The 17,483-nt window shown below is 71.9% G+C and carries 18 protein-coding genes and 1 pseudogene; 13 read left to right on the top strand and 6 right to left on the bottom strand.

Annotated features, from left to right (window positions below; all coding sequences use genetic code 11):
- Nucleotides 1-91 precede the first annotated feature (91 nt).
- The 6 genes from secG (at nt 92) to ABGB12_RS32860 (ending at nt 6,095) form a co-directional block, all read left to right on the top strand.
- Nucleotides 92-331 (top strand): preprotein translocase subunit SecG, encoded by a 240-nt coding sequence (gene secG / locus ABGB12_RS32885; protein WP_347684068.1) that lies wholly within the window; start codon nt 92-94, stop codon nt 329-331.
- An 84-nt stretch (nt 332-415) separates the two neighbouring features.
- The gene (locus ABGB12_RS32880; protein ID WP_347684066.1) at nt 416-790 is read left to right on the top strand and encodes an RNA polymerase-binding protein RbpA; all 375 of its coding nucleotides are present in this window, start codon (nt 416-418) and stop codon (nt 788-790) included.
- Between the two features lie 427 nt (nt 791-1,217).
- The gene (locus tag ABGB12_RS32875) at nt 1,218-1,478 is read left to right on the top strand and encodes a hypothetical protein (RefSeq protein ID WP_347684064.1); all 261 of its coding nucleotides are present in this window, start codon (nt 1,218-1,220) and stop codon (nt 1,476-1,478) included.
- Between the two features lie 1,683 nt (nt 1,479-3,161).
- Nucleotides 3,162-4,505 (top strand): NAD(P)/FAD-dependent oxidoreductase, encoded by a 1,344-nt coding sequence (locus ABGB12_RS32870; protein ID WP_347684062.1) that lies wholly within the window; start codon nt 3,162-3,164, stop codon nt 4,503-4,505.
- 77 nt (nt 4,506-4,582) lie between these two features.
- Nucleotides 4,583-5,161, top strand: a complete 579-nt coding sequence (locus ABGB12_RS32865; protein WP_347684060.1) for an isochorismatase family protein — start codon at nt 4,583-4,585, stop codon at nt 5,159-5,161.
- 7 nt (nt 5,162-5,168) lie between these two features.
- Nucleotides 5,169-6,095 carry a DJ-1/PfpI family protein gene (locus ABGB12_RS32860; RefSeq protein ID WP_347684058.1) on the top strand — a complete coding sequence of 309 codons (927 nt, stop codon included), beginning with the start codon at nt 5,169-5,171 and terminating at the stop codon, nt 6,093-6,095.
- Nucleotides 6,096-6,138: 43 nt separating this feature from the next.
- Here ABGB12_RS32860 and ABGB12_RS32855 read toward each other — a convergent pair whose 3' ends face one another.
- A complete protein-coding gene (locus tag ABGB12_RS32855; protein WP_347684056.1) occupies nt 6,139-6,720 on the bottom strand; it encodes a helix-turn-helix domain-containing protein in 582 nt (193 codons plus the stop codon).
- Nucleotides 6,721-6,878: 158 nt separating this feature from the next.
- Between ABGB12_RS32855 and ABGB12_RS32850 the strand changes: the two genes are divergently transcribed.
- Nucleotides 6,879-9,059: an MMPL family transporter gene (locus ABGB12_RS32850; protein ID WP_347684054.1), complete on the top strand. Its 2,181-nt coding sequence runs from the start codon at nt 6,879-6,881 to the stop codon at nt 9,057-9,059.
- Nucleotides 9,060-9,089: 30 nt separating this feature from the next.
- Here the strand turns inward: ABGB12_RS32850 and ABGB12_RS32845 are convergent.
- Nucleotides 9,090-9,485 (bottom strand): annotated as a pseudogene (locus tag ABGB12_RS32845) (response regulator transcription factor); the annotation flags it as partial.
- Between the two features lie 35 nt (nt 9,486-9,520).
- Between ABGB12_RS32845 and ABGB12_RS32840 the strand changes: the two are divergent.
- Nucleotides 9,521-9,733 (top strand): hypothetical protein, encoded by a 213-nt coding sequence (locus ABGB12_RS32840; RefSeq protein WP_347684052.1) that lies wholly within the window; start codon nt 9,521-9,523, stop codon nt 9,731-9,733.
- Between the two features lie 28 nt (nt 9,734-9,761).
- Here ABGB12_RS32840 and ABGB12_RS32835 read toward each other — a convergent pair whose 3' ends face one another.
- Both ABGB12_RS32835 and ABGB12_RS32830 read right to left on the bottom strand, forming a co-directional pair.
- Nucleotides 9,762-10,220: a MaoC family dehydratase gene (locus ABGB12_RS32835; RefSeq protein ID WP_347684050.1), complete on the bottom strand. Its 459-nt coding sequence runs from the start codon at nt 10,218-10,220 to the stop codon at nt 9,762-9,764.
- A 71-nt stretch (nt 10,221-10,291) separates the two neighbouring features.
- On the bottom strand, nt 10,292-11,638 hold the full coding sequence (locus ABGB12_RS32830; protein WP_347684048.1) for a carotenoid oxygenase family protein: 1,347 nt from the start codon (nt 11,636-11,638) through the stop codon (nt 10,292-10,294).
- Between the two features lie 61 nt (nt 11,639-11,699).
- On the opposite strand from ABGB12_RS32830, the gene ABGB12_RS32825 reads away from it, so the two are divergent.
- Nucleotides 11,700-12,296 (top strand): TetR/AcrR family transcriptional regulator, encoded by a 597-nt coding sequence (locus ABGB12_RS32825; protein WP_347684046.1) that lies wholly within the window; start codon nt 11,700-11,702, stop codon nt 12,294-12,296.
- 9 nt (nt 12,297-12,305) lie between these two features.
- Here ABGB12_RS32825 and ABGB12_RS32820 read toward each other — a convergent pair whose 3' ends face one another.
- Nucleotides 12,306-12,932, bottom strand: a complete 627-nt coding sequence (locus ABGB12_RS32820; protein WP_347684044.1) for a histidine phosphatase family protein — start codon at nt 12,930-12,932, stop codon at nt 12,306-12,308.
- Nucleotides 12,933-13,071: 139 nt separating this feature from the next.
- Between ABGB12_RS32820 and glyA the strand changes: the two genes are divergently transcribed.
- Nucleotides 13,072-14,337 (top strand): serine hydroxymethyltransferase, encoded by a 1,266-nt coding sequence (glyA, locus tag ABGB12_RS32815; RefSeq protein ID WP_347684042.1) that lies wholly within the window; start codon nt 13,072-13,074, stop codon nt 14,335-14,337.
- A gap of 19 nt (nt 14,338-14,356) precedes the next feature.
- Here glyA and ABGB12_RS32810 read toward each other — a convergent pair whose 3' ends face one another.
- Complete coding sequence (locus ABGB12_RS32810) at nt 14,357-15,757, bottom strand: FAD-dependent oxidoreductase (RefSeq protein ID WP_347684040.1); 1,401 nt, start codon at nt 15,755-15,757, stop codon at nt 14,357-14,359.
- 132 nt (nt 15,758-15,889) lie between these two features.
- On the opposite strand from ABGB12_RS32810, the gene ABGB12_RS32805 reads away from it, so the two are divergent.
- From ABGB12_RS32805 to ABGB12_RS32795, 3 genes are read left to right on the top strand one after another with little or no spacing between them, the layout of a single operon-like run.
- Entirely contained in the window at nt 15,890-16,408 is a 519-nt protein-coding gene (locus tag ABGB12_RS32805; RefSeq protein WP_347684038.1) for a GNAT family N-acetyltransferase, read from the top strand.
- Between the two features lie 32 nt (nt 16,409-16,440).
- Nucleotides 16,441-17,253, top strand: a complete 813-nt coding sequence (locus ABGB12_RS32800) for a class I SAM-dependent methyltransferase (RefSeq protein WP_347684037.1) — start codon at nt 16,441-16,443, stop codon at nt 17,251-17,253.
- Nucleotides 17,250-17,477, top strand: a complete 228-nt coding sequence (locus ABGB12_RS32795; RefSeq protein ID WP_347684036.1) for a hypothetical protein — start codon at nt 17,250-17,252, stop codon at nt 17,475-17,477. The genes ABGB12_RS32800 and ABGB12_RS32795 overlap by 4 nt, the downstream gene beginning before the upstream one ends.
- Nucleotides 17,478-17,483: the final 6 nt, after the last annotated feature.

The raw sequence follows: 17,483 nt of genomic DNA, 5'->3' as shown, positions 1-17,483 counted from the left end.
TTCATAACGACAGGTAAACCGATTTGCCTGTCCGTCGTCCTACTATTCGAGCCCCGCGTTCCGCGGGGGTGGCCAGAAGGCGCTAACTGCTGTGATTCTTGCGAGCTCCATCGTGCTGATCATCACGAGCCTGCTGATGATCCTGCTCGTGCTGATGCACAAGGGCAAGGGCGGGGGCCTGTCCGACATGTTCGGTGGCGGTATCTCCTCCTCGCTCGGCGGGTCATCGGTGGTCGAGCGCAACCTGGACCGCCTCACGGTCGCCACCGGCGTCATCTGGTTCGCCTCGATCGTGGTGCTCGGCTTCCTGTTCAAGGCACAGGGCGTCTGAACCCCTCGGCGTCCCCGCCGGAGACGTACGACAGTGCGCACCGGGAGCGACAGCTCCCGGTGCGGTGATTTCCAAGGAGTACCCGTGGCTAGTGGCAGTGCCATTCGCGGAAGCAGGGTCGGCGCCGGCCCGATGGGCGAGGCGGAGCGCGGCGAGGCCGCACCCCGCGTCATCGTCAGCTTCTACTGCGCCAACAAGCACGAAACCCGCCCCAGCTTCGCCAGTGACTGTCAGGTCCCCGAGACCTGGGACTGCCCCCGCTGCGGTCTCCCGGCCGGCACCGACGCCGCCAACCCTCCGGCGGCCCCCAAGAACGAGCCGTACAAGACCCACCTCGCCTACGTGAAGGAGCGCCGCTCCGACGCCGACGGCCAGGCCATCCTCGAGGAGGCCCTCGGCAAGCTCCGCGAGCAGCGCCGCCTCGTCCAGGCCGCCATGGCCGCCGCCGCCCGCAACTAAGGCCTGTTTCAAAGTCGAAACAGTCCGGTGCCCGGCGGCGTCTGCCCGGTGGGACCCGTGGAGGGTCCCGGTCCGGGGTCGGTGCAGTCGGCATTCCGGAATCGGCCGAGCAGAGGCCGCCCCTTCAGGGCGGCTGCCGCCTCGCCTCCCGGTGCCGCCTGTGCGGGCGGGAAGGGGGCGGGTGGCGGTTGACTCGGCCAGGGCTCCTTGCAGCCCCGGCCCGAACACGCCCAAGGCGTGTCGGGAAGCATCGAAGTCGACCGACGCGGTCGTGGGGTCGGCCGGATCGGTCCAGGTGACGAACGCGCCGAGTGCGGCCGAGACCAGGTCCCGGTCGGCCCTCAGCCCGCAGGACGGGCAGCGGTGCACCCGCTGCCGAAGGGTTTTGGGGGTTCTCTGCCCGCACAGGCAGTGCTGGGACAGGGCGGTGGTGAACGTGGCCGCCCGCCCCAGCCGTCCGCCGACTGCGGCGCATTCGGCGGCCAGCGCCGCCTTCAACATGCCGGGGGTGAACACCGCGCACGCCCGCCCCCACAGCCGGAACCACGAGCTGACCGGCCCGTCCTCGACCGTCAGCCGCACCCCGTGCACGGCGGTGATCCTCTCCGCCGCCCGCCTCGCGCGGGCGTGTTTGGCCTCGGTGCGTGCGGCCTGCTGCGCGCGGGTGCGGGTGCGCAGTGCCCGGTAGGCGCCGGTGGCCCGGTCTTTGCGGTAGGAGGTCAGGGGGCGGCCCGCCGCGTCGGCCAGCCGTGGCCCCTTGGGCAGGTCGACCCGTCGCTCGGGCAGTCCGGCGGCCTGCCTGCGCTGTTGCCGTCTGCGCTGGCGGCGGGAGAGTTCGTAGCGGGCCTGGTTGTTGGCGCGCCGTGAGCGCTCCAGCGCCCGGGCGCGTCTGCGGGCGGTGCGCCGCTCGCGTTCCACGGCGGTGCGCTCGAGGTCGGTGAGGGTGATCTGGTCGGCCAGCACCGGCCCGCCGGAGGGATCGAGGGCGGCGGGCAGGGAGACGACGGACAGGTTGGAGACGTTGAGGTCCACCCCGCCGATCCGCTCCAGGGCGGCTGCCTGACAGCGGCGCTCGTCCGTGGCCGGGGAGACATAGCCGCCGTCCAGGACCATCAGGTGCGCCTCGTACACCCACCCGCCGGGAGCCGTGGGATGCGGCCTGCGCACCAGGTCGATCTTGTGCCACAGATGTGGGCGGTCGAGGAAGTGGCACAGCCGCCGCCACAGGCCAGCGCCCTGGGGCAGCCGTACCGGCAGCACGATCTCCCCGCGCTTGCTGTCGGGACCGCCGGTGAACACCACCGCCAGCGGCCCCTCATGTTCCCACCATGAGGTCCTGCCCCCGCGACCGGCCGCAGGCCGGGGAGCGGGCATGCGGCGGGGCTGGGCCAGCACCGGGATGCCCGGCGCCAGTCGCGCGGCCTGCGCCGGGGTGGCCACGTGGGCGGACAGAGCGGGATGGCGGTAGGCGTCCAGATGGCCCTGCAGCCGGAACGTCTCCCACTTGTTTGTCTGAGTGTGTGAGCGGGCCCGGCCGGGGATGCGCGTGTACTCCCACCAGGAGCCCGTCCGGGTTCGCCCGGCGCGCCTGCCGGAGGCGTCGGGGAACAGGTGGCGCTCCACCCCCGCCCACACCTCATCGGCCTGATGTAGCGCCAACGCCTTGGGGGCGTGGTGGCGCAGCCAGCCCGAGGCGTCCAGATGGGCGTAGGCGGCCCGCTCCAGGGCCGGGCGGGTCAGGCTCACCTCGCGGCGCCAGGCGGCCGCGTCCGCCTCCCGGCGGCGTGTGCCCTTCCAGAACGCCTCCGTCCGGGAGCGGGCCTCACGCTGCACCGCACGCTTGAGGCAGAACATCGCGAAGAACAACGCCTCCAACCGGGCAGAGGCCTGCTCGTCGACGACCAAGGGCAGGCGGATCACCGACACCGGGCCGTCCCACCGCCACGCCGCAGCCTTGTTCGCACCCCGCGTCCGGCGCACACCACTCTCGGGGCCACCGGAGGTATTCGGTGGCCCCGATTGAATGGCGGGTGTCTGCATGACCCCGGATCCTGCCATGAGCGACCGACAGAACGCATACGGTCACCAAAGTTCTTTCCGGCCTCCGGTAAACCACGAAGGAATCCCTCCCGGCGCATCCACCGATCCGCCTGCGGCTCCACTTTGGGACAGGCCTAGCAGGCGCACGGCCCCCGAAGACCCGGCTCCCTTCCAGGGGCGCCGGGTCTTCGTCATGCGCGAACCCGGTGACCGGGCTCCTGCTTGCCGGGGCGGGCCGTCGGCGTGATTGCGCCGGGTGGGGCACGAGACGTGACGAGAAGGGCCGACGGGGGAGCGGTCTCCGGACCGCCGTCATGGGTAGGGATCCGGCATGGCTGAAGTCACGGAAGTGGATGTCGTCGTTGTCGGAATGGGGCCCGGTGGGGAGGACGCCGCGGGGAGGCTGGCCGAGGCGGGGCTCGAGGTGGTCGCGGTCGAGGCGGGGCTCGTCGGAGGGGAGTGCCCGTACTACGGGTGCGTTCCCAGCAAGATGATGATCCGGGCGGCGGACGCGCTGGCCGAGGCGCGCAGGGTGCCGGGGCTGGCGGGGGAGGCCGAGGTGCGTCCCGACTGGAAGCCGGTGGCGGAGCGGCTGAGGGAGACCACGGCCGACTGGGACGACCGGGCGGCCGTCGAGCGGTTCACCGGCAAGGGCGGCACGCTCGTCCGTGGGTTCGGCAGGCTCACGGGGCCCCGCGAGGTGACCGTGGGGGAGCGGGTGCTGCGGGCGCGGCGCGGCGTCGTGCTCAACCCGGGTACCGAGCCGCTCGTGCCGCCGGTCGAGGGGCTGGAGGGCACGCCGTTCTGGACGAACCGCGAGGCCGTCAAGGCGACCGAGGCGCCCGAGTCCCTGGTGGTGCTGGGCGGCGGGGCCATCGGGGTGGAGATGGCGCAGGCGTTCGCGCGGTTCGGGTGCCGGGTCACCGTGCTGGAAGGGCGGAGCCGGCTGATCGCGGTGGAGGAGCCGGAGGCCGGGGAACTGGTCGGCGAGGTCTTCGCGCGGGAGGGGATCGGCGTCCACACCGGGGAGAAGGCCACCCGGGTCGGCTACGACGGCCGGTTCACCGTCGAGTTCGGCGGCCGGTCCTTCGAGGCGGAGAGGCTTCTGGTGGCCACCGGCCGCCGGACGGACCTGGCGAAGCTGGGAGTGGGACGGATAGGGCTGGACGAATCGGCCAGGACGATCCCCGTCGACGAGCGGATGCGCGCGGCGGACGGGGTGTGGGCGATCGGGGACGTCACCGGGCACGGGGCCTTCACCCATGTCTCGATGTACCAGGCGGCGATCGCCGTCCGCGACATCCTGGGTCAGGACGGGCCGCCTGCCGACTACCGCGCGCTGCCGAGGGTGACGTTCACCGACCCGGAGATCGGGGCGGTGGGCCTCACCGAGGCGCAGGCCGTCGAGAAGGGCCTGGAGGTGCGCACGGCGTACACGCCGCTCTCGTCCTCGACCCGGGGATGGATCCACCGGGGGGAGGGGTTCGTCAAGCTGGTCGCCGCGGGTGACGAACTGGTGGGCGCCACCACGGCGGGCCCGGCGGGGGGAGAGGTGATGTCCGCGCTGGCCGTCGCGATCCACGGCAGGGTGCCCGTCTCCTCGCTGTCCCACATGATCTACGCCTACCCGACCTTCCACCGGGCGATCGAGGAGGCGCTACGCGATCTGAAGTAGCACGGTGACCGGATCGTTCCGGCAGGGGTCGGGAATGTGCCTGTCGCGCCGACGGACGCGGCGGAAGGATCGAGGGCATGAAGAGAGCTCACATCGTCATCGACGTCCAGGAATCGTTCCGCCGGTCGCCCCTGTGGGAGGCGGTCTCCGAGCCGCGGATCGTCCAGAAGGTGACCGAACTTGTGGAGGGGGCACGGGCCAAGGGCGAGCCGGTGGTCTGGGTACTGCACTCCGCGGAGGGGAGCGGCACGCCGTTCGACCCCGCCCTGGGGTTCGTGCGCCTGATGGACGGCCTGGAGCCCGCAGAGGGGGAGCCGGTGCTGCTCAAGTCCGCGCACAACGCGTTCACGACCACCCGGCTGCAGCAGTTGCTGACCTCGTGGGGGATCGGCGAGGTGACGGTCTCGGGCATCCGTACGGAGCAGTGCTGCGAGGCGACCGCGCGGATGGCGTCCGACCTCGGGTTCGAGGTGCTGTTCGTCACCGAGGCGACCGCGACGCATCCGCTGGCACATCCCGATGCCGGGGACCGGAGCGTGGCGGAGCAGCTGGCCGACCCTCGCACGCTCCCCGCCGAGGAGGTGATCCGCCGGACGGAGTACGCGCTGGCCGGACGGTTCGCCCGGATCGTCACCATCAAGGAAGCGGTAGCCTGACCGGATCATGCCCAAGGTCGTCTTCGTTCTGGTTCCGGGCCTGCACCTGCTCGATCTCGCGGGCCCGGCCCAGGCGTTCTCCAGCGCCGCGAACCTCGGCTTCGACTACGAGCTGCGGTACGTGGCAGAACAGCGGTCCGTGCCCACCCACCAGGGCGTTCCGCTGAGCGCGGAGACCACCTGGCCCGAACTGGAGAAGGACGACCTGCTCGCCGTCCCCGGCTGGCACGGCCACGGCCCCATCGGCAGCCGGACGGCCCGCCGTCTGGCCGGACACCACGCGTCCGGCGGGACCGTCGCCAGCGTCTGTGCCGGCGCCGACGCCCTGGGCCGCGCGGGCCTGCTGGACGGACGCCGCTTCACCACCCACCACGCCCTGCAGGACGAGCTGGAGCGCCGCTACCCGAAGGCGACCCTCGTGCGGGACGTCCTCTACGTGACGGACGACAGGGTCGTGACGTCGGCGGGCATCGCCAGCGGCATCGACCTGGCCCTGCATCTGATCGCGCTGCGCCACGGCCACGGCGCGGCCGCCAGGGTCGCCCGTTCGATGGTCGTCTACGCCCGCCGCAACGGAGACCAGCCGCAGGCCAGCGCCCTGCTCCGTTACCGGGGCCACTTGGCCGACGTCGTCCACCGCGTCCAGGACCTCATCGACGACCGCTTTACCGAGCCTCTCCCGCTGGACGCCCTGGCGGCGTCGGCCGGAGTCAGTGTCCGCACCCTCACCCGCCGGTTCACCGCCGCGACGGGCCTCACCCCGCTGCGCTATCAGCAGCTTCTGCGTCTGGAGCGCGCCGAGCAGCTCCTGGCCGAAGGCTCCACGCTGGAGGCCGCCGCCCACACCGTCGGTTTCGAGGACGCCCGCATGCTCCGCCGACTTCGCGGGCGCGCCTCCGCAGACCACACACGACGGTCATCGCGGGCCGGCTGAGCCGGCGCCACGGCGAGCGGCCGGTCGACGGCCCGAGGCCGGATCAGTCTCCCGGTGCGAGCAGCCGGCGGGTGGCCGCCTGGGCGAAGTCCACTACCTCGGCCGCCTCGTCACCCTGGTCGATGCGTTGGACGCAGGCGTCGACGACGGCCTGCACCACGACGACGGTCAGCTCGGGGCTGCGGGCGCCGAGCCGGTGGACGACGTCGGCGAGCACCTCGTGCAGCGAGGTGTGCAGCTCCTGGACCCGCCGCCGCGCCGAAGGGGACAACGAGCCGCGTGAGAGCGCGGCGAGCCAGCCGTGGGTGCCGAGCGCGGCCTGCTCGAGGTTGGCCCTGACGTAGGCGGCGGCCTGGTCCTCGGGCGCGGCCTCGGCGGCGACGGCCTGCTCCACGGCCTCGATCCAGGCGTGGAACCCGCGCGTCACGACGAGTTCCAGAAGGTCGTCGATGGAGTCGAAGTAGCGGTAGATGCTGTTGCGGGCGATCCCGGCCCGCGCGGCGACCGCACCCGCGGTCAGGGCGTCGACGCCCTTCTCCTCGAGGATCGCCTGGGCCGCGTCGATCAGCTGCGCGAGCCGCTGGGCCCGGTGCTCGCGAACGCTGCCTGCCTCGATCTTGGGCATTTTCTCCGCTCCACCGCGAGGCGCCGTACCCCGCTCCGCCAATCTACCGGGCCGGGCGGGCGGCCGAGAGGATCCGTGCTAGCTTGAGGCCAACTTAGAGACACCATGTCTCTATCTTCTGTCCTCATCCCTCCGGCAAAGGCCGTCCGATGCAACCGATGTACTCACGCCTGGCCCGCGGACTGCTGGGATCCAGGAAACGCGCCGCCGCGGTGGTGGTGTTCTGGATCCTGCTCGCAGGCATCCTCGCCCGCGTGGCGCCCGCTCTCGACTCCGTGGAGGAGAACGCGTCCGCCAACCTCCCTCCCGCCGCCTCCGACTCCATGCGGGCACGCGACCTCATCCGCGCCGAACTGCCCGGCCAGGACGCGATACCCGCCGTCATCGTGGTCAGCTCCGACGGTGACGCGGCCGCGGCGAGCACCCGGGAAGCCGTCGCCCGGATCGTCTCGGCGCTGTCAGGGGCGGACCGGCCCGACCGGGTCGCGGGCGCGGTGTCGGCGGCGACCTCTCCCGACGCCGCCGACGAACTGGTCTCCCGGGACGGGCACGCGCAGCTGATCATCGTGCCGATGAGGGGCAGCGCCTCGGACGAGTCCTTCCAGAACGCCGTCGACGAACTGCGCTCCCTCGTCTCCGACCGCGCGGGCCCCGCGGAGGCCGCTGTCACCGGCCCCGCCGGCATCGCCACCGACACCGTGAAGGTCTTCAGCGGCGGAGACAAGGTCCTGCTGCTGGCCACCATCCTGCTCGTGCTCGTCCTGCTCCTGGCCATCTACCGCTCGCCCCTGATGGCGCTCGTGCCGCTCCTCGCCGTCGGCGTGGCCATGCGGGTGGCCGAGACCACCGGCGCGCTGCTCGCGGACGCCGGGTGGATCACGATCAGCTCGCAAACGGCTTCGATCATGACGGTGCTGTTGTTCGGCGTCGGAACCGACTACGCCCTGATCATCACCTCCCGTTACCGGGAGGCCCTTCTCGACCACCCCGACCGCCCCCGTGCGATGCGGATCGCGGTGCGCAAGACCGCCGAGTCCGTGCTCGCCAGCGCTTCCACCATCGTGCTCGCCATGTTCGCCCTGCTCGTGGCCGTCTCTCCAGCGCTGCGTGGCTTCGGCCCCTACCTCGCGCTGGGCGTAGCCGTCATGGCCGCGGTGGCGTTCACCTTCATCCCCGCGCTGGTCCTGCTTCTCGGCGGCGCCGTCTTCTGGCCCGGCGGCGTGCGCAAGGCCGCCGAACGCAGCCGCGGAGCGGCGGTCTGGCACCGCGTCGCCGCGCTGGTGGCCCGCGCGCCGGTCAAGGTGGCCACGGTCGTCCTGGCACTGCTGATCGGGATGAGCGCCGGGCTGATCGGCTACCAGGAGAGTTTCGACTCCCTCAGCGGCTTCCGCGCCGCCACCGAGTCCGAACGCGGACAGCGGCTCATCCGCGAGGGGTTCGGCGCCGGTGAACTGGCCCCCAGCACCGTCATCGTCAGTGCCGCGTCCGACCTGCGCACGACGTCCGCGCCCGCCGATCTCGCCGCGGCCCTCGCCGAGGACGACGACGTCGCCCGCGTCGGGCGGCATCCGCGCTTCAACGACGACGGCACGAGTGTCTTCTACGACGTCGTCCTCGACCACGACCCTTACAGCTCCGAGGCGCTCGACGCCATCGGCCCGCTGAAGGAGACGGCACGCGCCGCGGCCGACGCCGCCGGCCTGACCGACGCCACGGTGCTCATCGGCGGCGAGACGGCCCAGAACGCCGACATCCGCGAGGCCCTCGACCGCGACACCAGGTCCATCGCGCTGCTGGTCCTGGCCATCGTCACCGCGGTGCTCGTCCTGCTGCTGCGCTCGTTCCTCGCGCCGCTCTACCTGGTGGCGACCCTGATCCTGTCGTTCCTGGCCACCCTGGGCGCCACCACCTTCTTCGCACTCACCGTCCTGGGCGACGAGGGCATCGGCAACCGCGTCACCGTCTACATCTTCATCTTCCTCGTCGCGCTGGGCGTCGACTACAACATCTTCATCATGAGCCGCTTCAGGCAGGAACTGGGCGTCGCGCCGCCCGCCCAGGCCATCGGCACCGCGCTGACCCGCACCGGCGGCGTCGTCTCCTCCGCGGGGCTCATCCTCGCGGCCACTTTCGCGGTCCTGATGACCCAGCCCATCCGGGAGCTGTTCCAGTTCGGCTTCGCCATGGCCTTCGGCATCCTCCTGGACACCTTCCTCATCCGGCCGCTCCTGGTGCCCGCCGTCGTCCGCCTCCTGGGCGACCGGGCGCTGTGGCCGACGCGTCCGAGGCGCCCGGAGGCCCCGGTCCCGCCCACCCCGGACGCCATGCCTTCGAAGTAGGCGACGAGCCCCGCCTCCACCCGGTTTCCGTCAGTACGGTCGCGAGGGCCGCACCAGTCCCGCCTCGTAGGCGACGATCGCCGCTTCCACCCGGTTGCGGACTCCCAGCCGTTGGAAGATCGCGCTGACGTGGGTCTTGACGGTCCCCTCGACGAGGTGGAGGCGGCGGGCGATCTCCGCGTTCGACAGGCCGCGGCCCAGCAGGCCGAGGACCTCGCGCTCACGTGCGGTCAGTGCCGCCACCTGCGTTCCGGCCTCGGGGCGCACGCGCTCGCGGCGCAGCTCGGTGATGAGCCGTCGTGCCACCAGCGGCGACAGGCAGGCGCCTCCGGACGCGACCGCGCGCACGCCCGCGACCAGCTCACGCGGATCCGACGCCTTCAGCAGGAAGCCCGACGCGCCCCGGTCGAGTGCCCGGGTGATGTACCCGTAGCGCGGCCGGCACCATCACGACGATCATCATGGTGTCGCTGGTCCTGCCCGAACTGGTGAAGGCCGTCGGTGTCGGCCGGCTGGAGACGGCCGGCGAGTACCTGCCGAGCGCGGCGGGCGCGGTCCTGATGACCGGGGCTTTTGAGCCGTACGGCGGCGGGACCGCGTTGACGGTGCTCGTGCTGTGGGCGCTCGCGGCGATGCTGGGCGGCCACGCGGTGCTGCGCGGCCGCGACGCGTGACGCGGCCTCCCCGCCGCGCGGGCGGACGTCAGTCGTTGCGGTAGAGGGCCAGGACCTCGGCGACGCAGGCGGGGCGGCGCTGGCCGTCGATCTCGATGGTGACCTTCATGGTGCCGAGCCTGCCGGCGGGAGAGTTCTTGAGGTCCATGAGCACGGCCTTGGCGCGGACCTTGGCGCCCACGGCGACGGGGGTGTGGAAGCGCACCTTGTTGAGGCCGAAGTTCACCACCATGGTGAGCTTCTCGATGGTGAAGATCTGCACGACGTGCGCCGTCACGAGGCTGAGGGTCAGGTAGCCGTGGGCGATGGTGCCGCCGAAGGGGCTCTCGGCCGCGGCGCGCTCGGGGTCGACGTGGATCCACTGGTGGTCGCCGGTGGCGTCCGCGAACTGGTTCACCTGCTCCTGGGTGATCTCCTGCCACTCGCTGTGGCCGAGCTCCTCGCCCACGGCGGCGGCGAACTCGTCCAGGTCGGCGAACGTGCGCATCTGCAACTCCTCGGATCGTCGGTCGACGACCATTGTGACGTGCGTCGCCGACCTGCGCGAATGCGCCGCGCTCAGGCGGACGGAAGGCGGCCGGTGAACCCGCCGTGGAAGCCGTAGGGAAGGTGGTGGTTCAGCCACGCCGTCGCCAGGTGGTCGAGGTTCCGGGCGTCGAGGATCGCCAGTCCGGAGCGGTGCCCGGACTCCTGGTAGACGACGGCGAGCAGCCAGCCGTCGTCCTCGGCGGAGTCCGGGGTCCGGGCGACGAAGATGGGCTCGCCCACGCAGTCGCCGAGCACGTGGGAGGTGACCTCCCCGGTCTCGTGGTCGACCTTCAGCACGGCGTCGAAGAGCCCTTCGGCGCCGTGGTGGCCGCTCAGGTAGCTGAACCGGTGCTTGCGCGTCGAGCAGCGCCAGTCGAACTGCGGCAGCTCGCACGGGTGGTCGGAGAGCTGCTCCTCGATCACCCTGGTCGGGGTGATGCGGTAGCGGGCGAGGCTGTTGGGGCGCGTCAGGTGGAACCTCTCCCGGAAGTCCCGCAGGTCGGCCTTCAACATGGTGAAGTCGGGGTACCGGACGACCTCCACCACGGTGTCCGTCCCGTCCTCGTAGGCGTTGGTGATGTGCGTGCACATAGTCGCGTCGTGCTCGACCATCCGGGGCTCCCCGCCGTCGCGGGGGACGAGCAGGAACCGCGTCGGCAGCTCGGGATGGTAGTTCAGGGCCGAGAGCGCGGAGTGGCCGCGCAGGATCCGCCCGACCTCGGGGGTGGCGGGGCTGAGCACGAACACCAGGTGCCGTTCGGTGAGCCCGAAGTCGTGGTTCCAGGGCAGCCCTCTGACCCGGACGGACGCGATCCGGGTCATCCGCCCCTCGCGGTCGGTCCTGTAGCAGTGGAGTCCGGGTGTCGGCAGGAAACGCAGCCCGAAGTTGAACATCTCGCCCGTGGCCGGGTCGAACCGGGGGTGCGCCGACCACATCCCCAGGCCTTTGAGCCTTCCGTCGAAGTCGTGCAGCCCGTAGGTCTCCAGCGTGTCGGGGTCGACCCGGGTGGGCTTGCCGCCCTCCCACAGGGCCAGCAGGTCCCCCGCGTGGAACGACAGGTTGGTGTTGGCCGTGTTGGTGGGCGGCATCGGTATCCCGGTGGACGTGCCGACGCCGGGGCGCCAGTGCCGTCTGGCCCGGTACTGGGGGGTGTCCAGGTAGCGGTTGCGGAAGCCGACCCGCCCTTGGTCGAAGGTGAACCGCGACACCATGCCGTCCCCGTCGAAGATGCAGTCCAGGAGGGTGGTGCCGACCTGCCATTTGCCGGGCCCGTTCCGGTAGAGCGTCCCGTGCAGTTCGCGGGGGACGGCGCCGTCGAACTCGGTGACGTCGTAGGAGTGCTCTTCGAGGAGGGGTTCGAACACGCCGTAGGTCATGTTCCCCAGCCTTCAATCTGAGGACGCCTGTCGTCAATAACTTGGGGCAAGATGATCCGCGATGAGCACGCGGGCCTACCGGGGGCGCAGCCCCGAACAACGCGTCGCCGAGCGCCGGGAGCGGCTGCTGGCGGCGGGCCTGGACCTGTGGAGCGAGCTGGGCTGGTCCGGGGTCTCCGTACGGGGCGTCTGCGCCCGATCGGGCCTGACCGACCGCTACTTCTACGAGTCCTTCGACGACCGCGACGCCCTGCTCCTGGCGGTCTTCGACCGGGTCAGGGACGAGCTGACGGGCAGGCTGCTGGCCGTCCCGTTCACCGGCGAACCCCGCGCCGTCATGCGGGCCATGTTCACCACCCTCATCACCGCGCTGGCCGACGACCCCCGCCACGCCAGGATCGCCTTCACCGAGCCCGCGGGCAGCCCCGCCCTGGAGACCCGCCGCCACGACGCCCTCCTGGCCGTCGCCGGCGCCGTGGCCGAGGGGGTGAGCTCCGTCGCCCCCGTCCCGCCCGGAGGCGTCCGCGGCCCCGCGCTGTTCTGCGTGGGCGGCGTCGGCGGCCTCATCTCCGCCTGGCTCGCCGGACGGCACCCCGCCACCCCCGAGGAACTCGCCGAAAGCTGCACGGACCTGTGCGCCCGCGTCTTCGGGGTCTGAGGGCGCAGCTCAGCCCAGGTGCGAGACCTGGTTGAAGACCAGCCGCTCCCCGTCGCGCCAGTGCGAGACCGAGCAGTTGGCCACCGGCGTGCGCTCCAACTCCATGAGCTCGTCCTCGGCCAGCCCTTCGAGGAGATAGGCGAAGACGAAGATCACCGCGTCGTGGGTGGAGACCAGCGTCCTGCTCTCCGGCGGCAGGTCCCGCAGGAAGGAGCGCAGCCGCAGCGCGATGTCGGCCCACGACTCGCCGCCAGGCGGCCGGAAGTAGAACTTCCCCAGCTCCTGTTTGCGTCGCCACTCCTGGGGGAAGCGCGCCCGGATCCCGTGGGGCGTCAACCGGTCGAACGCCCCCAGGTCCCGGTCGCGCAGCCGCTCGTCCAGCCGGATGTCGTCGCGCCCGGTGGCCAGGCGGACGGTCTCCAGCGACCGAAGGTAAGGGGAGGAGACGATCAGATCCGGCGGCTCCTGTTCGGCCAGGAATCGGCCGAGGCTCAGCGCCTGCTCCCGGCCGCGCGGCGACAGCGGGACGTCAGGATCCCGCTCGGGGACGTTGATGACCTCGGCGCCCGCTCGCAACGCGGCCTGGCGCGCCGCGTTCCCGGTGCTCTCACCGTGCCGGATCAGGATCAATTCCATGGTGTTCATCTCGTTCCCTCTTGTACGATCGCCGAAGACAGAAGCGACTGGCGCAGTCAAGGTGGAGCACCACCGGGGAGCGAGATCGAGCGGGCACCGCGCGCCTGGGTGCCTCCGCGCGAACTCGTGGAGGAACGCCATGCACCGGCCAGCCCTGTCCCATCTGCACGACGCCGACCCGGCCCTCGCCGCCCTGATCGAGGGCGAGGCGGCCCGCCAGCACGACAAGCTCCGGCTGATCGCGTCGGAGAACTACGTCTCCCCGGCGGTCCTGGAGGCCACCGGCTCGGTCCTGACCAACAAGTACTCCGAAGGCTACGCGGGCCGCCGGTACTACGAGGGCCAGCAGTTCGTGGACCAGGTGGAGACCCTGGCCGTCGACCGGGCCAAGGCCCTGTTCGGCGTCGAGCACGCCAACGTCCAGCCCTACTCCGGCTCGCCCGCCAACCTCGCCGCCTACCTGGCGTTCCTGCGGCCCGGCGACACCGTCATGGGCATGGCCCTCCCGATGGGCGGCCACCTCACCCACGGCTGGTCCGTCAGCGCCACCGGCAAGTGGTTCACGCCCGTGCGCTACGGGGTGCGCGCCGACACCGGCCGCGTCGACCTGGACGAGGTCCGCGACCTGGCGCTGAAGGAGCGCCCGAAGCTCATCTTCTGCGGCGGCACCGCGATCCCCCGCACGATCGACTACCCGGCCTTCGCCGAGATCGCCCGCGAGGCCGGCGCGGTGCTCGTCGCCGACATCGCGCACCTGGCCGGGCTCATCGCGGGCGGCGCCCACCCCTCCCCGGCCGACCACGCCGACGTGATCACCACCACGACCCACAAGACCCTGCGCGGCCCGCGCGGCGCGATGATCATGTCCACGGCCGAGCACGCCGCCGCGCTGGACAAGGCGGTCTTCCCCGGCCTGCAGGGCGGCCCGCACAACCACACCACCGCCGCCATCGCGGTGGCGCTGAAGGAGGCGGCCGACCCGGCCTTCTCCGCCTACGCCCACCAGGTCGTCGCCAACGCGCGGGTGCTGGCCCAGGCCCTGCTGGAGCGCGGGTTCGACCTGGTCTCCGGCGGCACCGACAACCACCTCGTCCTCATCGACCTGACGAACAGGGGAGTGGCGGGCAAACCCGCGGCCCAGGCGCTGGACGCGGCGGGCGTCGAACTGAACTACAACACCGTCCCCTTCGACCCTCGCAAGCCGTTCGACCCGTCGGGCCTGAGGCTGGGAACCGCCGCCATCACCACGCGCGGCCTCACCGAGGAGGACATGCCTCGCGTCGCGGGCTGGATCGACGAGGTCGTCAAGGCGCACGAGGACGAGGCGCTCCTCGGCCGGATCGCCGCCGAGATCCGCGAGTTCATGGGCGCCCACCCGATGCCGGGCTGGGCTCCCGCGCCCTGAGCCCGCGCACGGCACCGGCTCACCGGCCGGACAGCAGGTCGGCGAGCCGGGCGAGTTTCGAGGTGCGGTGGATCCTCTTCTCGCGGTCGTCGGCGGCGCGGTAGAGGGAGTACATGAGCTGGACGCCGAGCCAGCGCAGCGGCTCGGGCTCCCAGCGGCGGGCCGGCCTGTTCACCCACGGCAGGGTGGTCAGGCCGGTCTCCTCGCCCAGCAGCAGGTCGCGCAGGGTCCGTCCGGCGAGGTTGGAGGTGGCCACGCCGTGGCCGGTGTAGCCGCCGGCGTGGCCCAGTCCGGTGCGGTGGTCCACGGAGGCGGTCGAGCACCAGTCGCGGGGCACGCCCAGGACCCCCGACCAGGCGTGCGCGACGGGGACGGAGGCCGCCGCCGGGAACATGTCGGCCAGCAGCGCGCGCAGGGCCAGGACCGTCGCCTCGGGGGTGCGGCCCGCGTCGTCGATCCGCGACCCGTACCGGTAGGGCTTCCCCCTGCCGCCGAAGGCGATGCGCCCGTCCGCCGTGCGCTGGGCGTACATGTAGTAGTGCGCCATGTCGCCGAGCAGCTCCGCGCCCCGCCAGCCGATCCCGTCCAGGACCTCCTCGGGCAGCGGCTCGGTGACGATCATTGAGCTGTTCATGGGGAGCCAGTCGCGGTGCGCGCCGGGGAAGGCGGCGGTGAACCCCTCGGTGGCGCGGACGACGTATTCTGCCCTGACCGTCCCATGGGGTGTCACGGCCGCCGCGGACAGGCCGCCGCCGCGCGGACGCAACCCGGTGACCTCGGTCCCTTCGTAAAGCTCGACGCCCAGCTCCCGGACGACCCGGGCCAGGCCCCGGACGAGTTTCGCGGGCTGGACACGGGCGCAGTGCGGGCTCCAGGACGCGCCCACCGTCCCGGCCACGGCGACGCGTTCGCCCGGCTCGATCAGCCGCAGGTCGTCCTCGCCCCAGCCCCATTCCCGCTCGTGGGCGACCAGCGCGGTGAGCCGCCGCAGCTGCGCCCGGTTGCGCGCGACGGTCACGACGCCGTCGTGCTCCAGATCGGCTTCGACGCCCTCCGCGGCGGCGACCCGCACGATCTCCGAGACGGAGTCGAACATGGCCCGCTGCAATCGGAGGACGGCGTCCTTGCCGTGCGTGCGCGCGTAACGCGAGGCCGACCCCGCCAGTTCGCCGAGGACCCAGCCGCCGTTGCGGCCGGACGCCCCGTACCCGGCGAACTCCTTCTCCAGCACGACGATCCGCAGGTCGGGCCGCGCCTTCTTCAGGTAATACGCGGTCCACAGGCCGGTGTAGCCGGCGCCGATGACGCACACGTCGGCCTCGCGGGAGCCCGGCAGCGGCGCTGACGGCCGGGGGAGTGCGATCTCCTCGAACCAGTGGGACACCGCGCCGTTCACGAAAGGCCTGTTCACCCGGGACATGGTGCCTATCTTCCTGCATCTCCCAACGAGATGGACATCACGTGTCGCTTCGCCCGCCGGAAACTCTCGCCACACGACCTCGTAACACGGGCCGGGAAACCTGGACGCATCACACACCAAGGGGGAATTCCAATGACAGTTCTCATCGAGCCACCGATCTCACCGCCGTCGGCGACGGTCTCCATGCGGCCCCTCGCCGCGTCCGACCAGCGGGCGGTCGCCGCCATGCACGCGCGGTGCTCGGTGAACAGCCGCCGGATGCGGTACTTCAGCGCCAAGCCCGGCCTGCCGCAGCGGCTCTTCGACCTGTTCCTGGAGCGTTCCCGCGGGCTGACCCTGGTGGTCGAGAGCACCGAGGGCGACGTCGTCGCGCTCGGCCACCTGATGTACCTCTCCCGGCCCGGCGCCGCCGAGCTCGCCTTCCTCGTCGAGGACGGCTGGCAGGGCAGGGGCCTGGGCCGCGCACTCGCCGAGCGGATGGTGGACCTCGGACGCCGGGAGGGGCTGCGGGAACTGCGCGCCAGCGTCCTCAGCGAGAACGCCCGGATGCGCAGGCTGCTGACCTCCCTGGGCGGCCGGGCCGGCCGGACCGAGGACCCGTCCGTGCTGGAGATCGTCATCGCGCTCGAGGAGGCCGCCGCGGCCGCGTAGCTGGAACGCTCCAGGGCTGGGACGATGTCGGGGTGTCCATCTACGACGACCCAGCCGCCTACGAACTCTCCTGCGCCTTCCGCGACGTCCCCGCCGAAGTGGACGCGCTCCTGCGCTGGTCGGCCCGCCACGGGCGGACGCCGGAGACCGTCCTGGAGCTGGCGGCCGGCCCCGCCGAGCACGCCAGGGAGTTCGCCCGCCGGGGCCTGAAGGCCACCGCGCTGGACCTCAGCCCCGCGATGTGCGCCTACGCCGCCGCCCGGGCACCCGAACTGACCGTCGTCCAAGCGGATATGACGGACTTCGAGCTCCCCGAGCGTTTCGATCTGATCGTCACGATGCTCGACAGCACCGCCCACCTGCACACCCTCGACGCCATGGCCGCGCACCTCACCCGCGCCGCCGCCCACTTGGCGGACGGCGCGGTCTACATCCTGGAGATGAGCCACCCCGGCGACCGGCTCGGTACCGAACCGTCCACCTCCACCGAGTGGACCACCGAACGGGACGGCGTCACCGCCGAGGTGCGCTGGGGCTCCCTGGACGACGCCCTGGATCCGCTCACCCAGCTCGTGGACGACCACGTCCTGATCAAGGTCACCGAGCCCCCTGCGCGCCCCGGCGGCCCGGCGCGGGTCCGGGTCGTCGAGGGCACCGTGCCCTACCGGTTCTGGACCGCCACCGAACTGGAGGCCGCCGTCCGGGTCGCCGCCGCCGAACACCCCGGGACGGCCCTGGAGATCACCGCTCGGTACGGCGACTTCGCCGACGTGCCGCCCACCGATCCATCAGCTTGGCGACTCATCACCGTGTTCCGGAGGAAACGGGTATCGTCCCGGACATGACACAGCCCTTGAGCCCGGTCGAGGAGGAACGCTTCGTCCGGGAGATGGTGCCGATCGTCGTCGCCAAGGTCCAGAAGGGGGAGACCTTCAGGATCAGCGCCTACACCGAGGAGCTCCAGCGGATGTTCCAGGAGGTCACCCGCCGGGCCTCGGACACGCTGGGCCGGCCGTTGATGGGCTACACCAACGGCCGGGAGTTCTGGATCAGGTTCAGCGACGCCTGACCGGGC

The sequence above is a fragment of the Actinocorallia sp. B10E7 genome, assembly GCF_039871655.1.
Lineage (GTDB): Bacteria > Actinomycetota > Actinomycetes > Streptosporangiales > Streptosporangiaceae > Actinocorallia.
The sequence above is the reverse complement of the archived record's forward strand: the minus strand, read 5'-3'. Positions and strand labels throughout refer to the sequence as shown.

What these genes read in the sequence shown, in the direction of transcription:
- ABGB12_RS32870 (WP_347684062.1), top strand. Translation starts at nt 3,162, where the DNA reads ATGGCTGAAGTCACGGAAGTGGATGTCGTCGTTGTCGGAATGGGGCCC.
- ABGB12_RS32865 (WP_347684060.1), top strand. Translation starts at nt 4,583, where the DNA reads ATGAAGAGAGCTCACATCGTCATCGACGTCCAGGAATCGTTCCGCCGG.
- ABGB12_RS32860 (WP_347684058.1), top strand. Translation starts at nt 5,169, where the DNA reads ATGCCCAAGGTCGTCTTCGTTCTGGTTCCGGGCCTGCACCTGCTCGAT.
- ABGB12_RS32855 (WP_347684056.1), bottom strand. Translation starts at nt 6,720, where the DNA reads ATGCCCAAGATCGAGGCAGGCAGCGTTCGCGAGCACCGGGCCCAGCGG.
- ABGB12_RS32850 (WP_347684054.1), top strand. Translation starts at nt 6,879, where the DNA reads ATGTACTCACGCCTGGCCCGCGGACTGCTGGGATCCAGGAAACGCGCC.
- ABGB12_RS32840 (WP_347684052.1), top strand. Translation starts at nt 9,521, where the DNA reads ATGGTGTCGCTGGTCCTGCCCGAACTGGTGAAGGCCGTCGGTGTCGGC.
- ABGB12_RS32835 (WP_347684050.1), bottom strand. Translation starts at nt 10,220, where the DNA reads ATGCGCACGTTCGCCGACCTGGACGAGTTCGCCGCCGCCGTGGGCGAG.
- ABGB12_RS32830 (WP_347684048.1), bottom strand. Translation starts at nt 11,638, where the DNA reads ATGACCTACGGCGTGTTCGAACCCCTCCTCGAAGAGCACTCCTACGAC.
- ABGB12_RS32825 (WP_347684046.1), top strand. Translation starts at nt 11,700, where the DNA reads ATGAGCACGCGGGCCTACCGGGGGCGCAGCCCCGAACAACGCGTCGCC.
- ABGB12_RS32820 (WP_347684044.1), bottom strand. Translation starts at nt 12,932, where the DNA reads ATGGAATTGATCCTGATCCGGCACGGTGAGAGCACCGGGAACGCGGCG.
- glyA (WP_347684042.1), top strand. Translation starts at nt 13,072, where the DNA reads ATGCACCGGCCAGCCCTGTCCCATCTGCACGACGCCGACCCGGCCCTC.
- ABGB12_RS32810 (WP_347684040.1), bottom strand. Translation starts at nt 15,757, where the DNA reads ATGTCCCGGGTGAACAGGCCTTTCGTGAACGGCGCGGTGTCCCACTGG.
- ABGB12_RS32805 (WP_347684038.1), top strand. Translation starts at nt 15,890, where the DNA reads ATGACAGTTCTCATCGAGCCACCGATCTCACCGCCGTCGGCGACGGTC.
- ABGB12_RS32795 (WP_347684036.1), top strand. Translation starts at nt 17,250, where the DNA reads ATGACACAGCCCTTGAGCCCGGTCGAGGAGGAACGCTTCGTCCGGGAG.